Source organism: Polaromonas sp. P1_E1_2 (assembly GCF_056406035.1).
This window is the reverse complement of sequence record NZ_JBFUAZ010000371.1, coordinates 1-4,299: the sequence shown is the minus strand read 5'-3', so window position 1 is coordinate 4,299 and position 4,299 is coordinate 1. Positions and strand designations below refer to the sequence as shown.

4 protein-coding genes are annotated in these 4,299 nt (G+C 57.2%); all 4 read left to right on the top strand.

Annotated elements, in window-relative coordinates; genetic code table 11:
• A partial coding sequence (locus AC1D1P_RS15870) for a type 2 periplasmic-binding domain-containing protein (protein ID WP_477673639.1) occupies positions 1-279 on the top strand: 279 nt, incomplete at its 5' end.
• Entirely contained in the window at positions 267-1,169 is a 903-nt protein-coding gene (gene phhA / locus AC1D1P_RS15865; protein ID WP_477673638.1) for a phenylalanine 4-monooxygenase, read from the top strand. The genes AC1D1P_RS15870 and phhA, both read left to right, overlap by 13 nt.
• Positions 1,170-1,622: 453 nt before the next feature.
• The gene (locus tag AC1D1P_RS15860) at positions 1,623-3,374 is read left to right on the top strand and encodes a tetratricopeptide repeat protein (RefSeq protein WP_477673637.1); all 1,752 of its coding nucleotides are present in this window, start codon (positions 1,623-1,625) and stop codon (positions 3,372-3,374) included.
• A gap of 237 nt (positions 3,375-3,611) precedes the next feature.
• Positions 3,612-4,299 (top strand): phosphatase PAP2 family protein (locus tag AC1D1P_RS15855; protein WP_477673636.1); only part of this gene is annotated, 688 nt, incomplete at its 3' end.

Sequence of the window (4,299 nt, the reverse complement as noted above, 5' to 3'; positions counted from 1 at the left end):
GCGCAGATGCGGCTCAACCCCGAGAACCTGACGATCTTTGACGAAATCCTGGCCAACCGCGCCGATGTCTTCGTCACCGAATCGGCCGAGGCGATCACCCAGCAGAGGCTGAAGCCGGGCCTGTGCGCGATCAACCCCGACAAACCGCTGCAGTACGGCGAAATGGCTTACCTGTTGCCGCGCGGGGACGTGACGTTCAAAGCTTACGTGGACCAGTGGCTGCACCTGGCCAAAGCCAGCGGTGACTACCAGCGCGTGGAGAGCCAATGGCTGAAGTAGAGAGCAACACGCCACCGCCGGCAGTCTACGGCCAGTCTGACCGCCCGCCGCGGGGTGACTACGCACGTGGCGGCCAGGTCAATGCGGACTACACCTGCCCCCAAAACTACGCGGCCTATACCGCGCAAGACCACGACACCTACCGGCGCCTCTACACGCGGCAGACGGCGCTTCTGGCGGGCCGGGCCTGCAGCGCATTTATCAAAGCCCTGCCCAGCCTGGGCGCAAGTGATGCCATCCCGCGGTTTGAAGACGTGAACGAGCGGCTCTTCAAAGCCACTGGCTGGCAGCTGGTGGGTGTGCCGGGGCTGATTCCCGAGGTGCCCTTTTTCACGTTGCTGGCGAATCGCAAGTTTCCGGTGACGGACTGGATACGCACGCCGGCCGAATTCGACTACATCGTCGAGCCCGACATCTTTCACGATTTGTTCGGCCACGTGCCGCTGCTGTTCGACCCGAGCTACGCCGATCACATCCAGGCCTATGGCAAGGGCGCGCTGAAAGCGCATGCGTTGGAGCACGGCGCCCAGCCGATTCCCGGCGCGGTCGAAATGCTGTCGCGCCTGTATTGGTACACCATCGAATTTGGCCTGATGCGCGACAAACAAGGCAACGATGAAGTCCGCGCCTACGGCGCCGGCATTCTCAGCAGCCCCGGCGAACTGGCCTGGAGCGTGGAGTCTGCAGAGCCCAGGCGCATCGCGCTGCGGGACAATGCCGACCTGCTGCGCTGCATGTCGTCGACCTACAAGATCGACAGCTTCCAGCAGCAGTATTTTGTGATCGACAGTTTTGAAGCGCTGCTGCGGCTGACGGAGCCGGACTTCACGCCGTTTTACAAGACGCTGGCGCAACAGGCTGCACAGCAAAAGACTCTCAGCCTTGCTTGAGCCGGCCCGGCACTATCTGCACTCTCTGAGTAAGCCGCCTGACACAGCCCCTGATCACCTGATCAAAAGTGGTCACCGGTGGTTTCTATGATGTGCGGCTAACCAAAAGATTAGACTTGACCGGCATGAGCACGCAGCCGGCTACAACGGCAGCTTGCATCCTGTCGTGTCGCTGCGAGGCGTTTTCGCACGCGAAGGACCAACAATGCCGCGCCGCCTTGCGGCATCCGACCTACCAGCCCCTATTCTCACAACGCGAGGTTTTTGTGAACTATTGATTGATGTTCACTCCTCTGAATGACCGACAATTCAACACTGATACAACACTGCGAGGCAACAGAGGAGCCCGTAGCACATCAGGTGTTTATTACGCGCACTTCCTCCTACAAAATGAGGAGGTAAAAAATTGTTACACCGCTTACGATGCACTCCCTAATGGAATTACCGGCACACATGAACCGAAGCACGAAGGTGCTGCTGGTCATGGATGTGGTGGAGTCCGTCAGGATCATGGAGCAGGATCAAGATGGTTTTGTGCGGCGGTGGCAAGAACTGGTACAGCAGATTGAGCAGCAAATTCTGCCGCTGCATGGCGGGCGCATCGTCAAAAGCCTGGGGGACGGTTTAATGCTGGAATTTGCCGGCGCCCAAGGGTCTGTCAAAGCAGCCTTCGCTATTCAGCACTTCTGCCAACGGGCCAATGCTGCCTTCCGCCCAGAGCAACAGATGCATCTGCGCATGGGCGGCCATTTGGCGAGCTTTGTGACCGACCAGCATGACATTTACGGCACAGACGTGAATTTGACAGCGCGCGTCTGTACTTTGGCGGGGCCCGGTGAGATAGTCGTGACGTCCGATCTACGTGATCAAGTCTCGTCCGTGCTGGACGCAGATGTTGAAGACTTGGGGGAATGCCACCTCAAACACGTCAAAGAGCCGATCAGGGCGTACCGGATCGGGCCGCCAGGCAATGCACCGGTAATACCGTCCGGCACCGCAGTCCAGCTGAACTTGCGGCCGACTATCGCGGTGATCCCTTTCGCGATGCGCAGCAGCGAGCCGGGACATGAACTCCTTGGCGAGGCCTTGGCCGACGAAGTGATTGCCGCTTTGTCCCGCACCTCCGAACTTCATGTGATCTCGCGTCTTTCGACCACTGTGTTTAGGGAACGTCCGGAGGCAATGGAAGACATACGGACCCACTTGGGCGCTACGTATATCTTGTCTGGCACATGCCGCAGCGCCGGAACACAGTTGGCGTTGTTCGTTGAGTTGATCGAAGCAAAGACAGGTCACATCCTCTGGGCGGACAGTCTGAAGGGTCAAGTACACGGCTTATTTGCGGCAGACGATGAACTGATCGCACGATTGGTTTCTGCCATTAGCTCGTCAGTCATGGCGCAACAACTTGAGAAAGCACGAAGGCAATCTTTACCCAATCTTGAAGGATATACGCTGTTACTCGGTGCTGTCGCACTCATGCATAGAAACTCCCCCTCAGATTTCGAGCGAGCCCGGCAGATGCTGGAGCATCTGATTGACCGTAGCCGTCGGCATCCAATGCCGCACGCATGGTTAGCCAAGTGGCATGTACTTCGCGTGCAACAGGGGTGGTCCACAGACTCTGCGAAAGAGGCTCAACTCGCGTTGAATTGCACCAAGCAGGCCATGGATAGTGAGCCGGACTGTGCTTTCGCCCTCACCGTAGAAGGATTCATATACACGAACCTTCTACGACAGCTAGACGCAGGCTCTCAACGCTACGAACAGGCGCTTAGCATCAATCCTAATGATTCGCTAGCGTGGCTGCTCAAGGGGACAATGCAYGCGTTTAAAGGAGAAGGAGATATGGCCGTTGTGGGGACCGAAAGAGCCCTAAAGCTTTCACCGCTTGATCCACTTCGGTATTTTTACTTCTCCTTGGCGGCCACCGCCGCCAATTCAGCGGGTCAATACGCCAAGGCTCTAGAACTAATCACTCTATCGCTTCGAGCCAACCGCACGCATACGTCCAGCCTGCGAACCTTGGCAGTTGCCCAGGTGAACTTAGGGCAGCTTGACCAAGCAGAAAAGACCGTTGCCGAGCTGCTGAGATTAGAACCCGCTTTAACAGTGCGCAGCTATTTAGCACGCAGCCCAAGCAGTCAGTATGAGATAGGGAAAACTTGGTCCGCAGCCCTTCAAAAAGCTGGCCTGCCATATTAACAACACTACTTCAGGGGGTTTTTTATGAGTATTTTTAGTTTGCTTGGYGGTACCGGCGGCACAGGTGGTACGGGCGGCACTGGCGGCACTGGCGGCACAGGTGGCACAGGTGGTACTGGCGGGACCGGAGGTACGGGTGGCACGGGCCCCAGCCCCCTGCTTTCGGACGCTCTCATCAGGAGTCGGGCAGCGCTGGTCGGCCCATTCAAGGGTGCCGTATTCCCGATTGACCTTCCGGTGCCGCTGGACAAACCAGAGCGCCTCGTCCAGTGGGATGTGATGCCCAGATTGCAAGTTTGCGGCTTGGAACTGGTGTCGGGTTTGCACTTTCAGGTCAATCAGTCTGCAAAAGAAATCGCAGTCGAATTTGTAGACCTGACGCAAAAGCCGCTATCCAACATGAAGCTTGCCACCTTCGTCAGGCCCGACGTGGCAGTCTTCCGGCAACAACTTCAATTGGTTGAAAATTACGCCCAACTGCGGGAGGACAGAGGGGTGGAAATTCTGGCGCAAATGTCCAGCTTAACTCCCTTCTGGGGCTCAGTCGTAGGACTAACCGATCACCGGCACAAATGGACGATGGAGCTCGTGACGCTAATGCTTGCCTTGGCAATTGACGTAGAAATGCGCCTCAAGCACGCTTTCGCTTGTCCACGCCCTGTGGAGCTTTCGCCACAAATACAACCCATGATTCCTACGCCTGGGCACGCAAGTTGGCCAAGCGGGCATGCGACTGAAGCCTTCATAATTATCACGGTGTTGCTCACACTACTGCCGTCAGGCCACAAATACAAAGAACAATTGGAACGGCTCGCGGCCCGTATTGCAGTCAACCGCACAGTAGCCGGCGTTCACTATCCCGTAGACAGCGCCGCTGGCCGTTTGCTCGGAACCGCTCTCGCAGAATTTTTTATCGCACGTTGCC

What these genes read in the sequence shown, in the direction of transcription:
- phhA (WP_477673638.1), top strand. Translation starts at nt 267, where the DNA reads ATGGCTGAAGTAGAGAGCAACACGCCACCGCCGGCAGTCTACGGCCAG.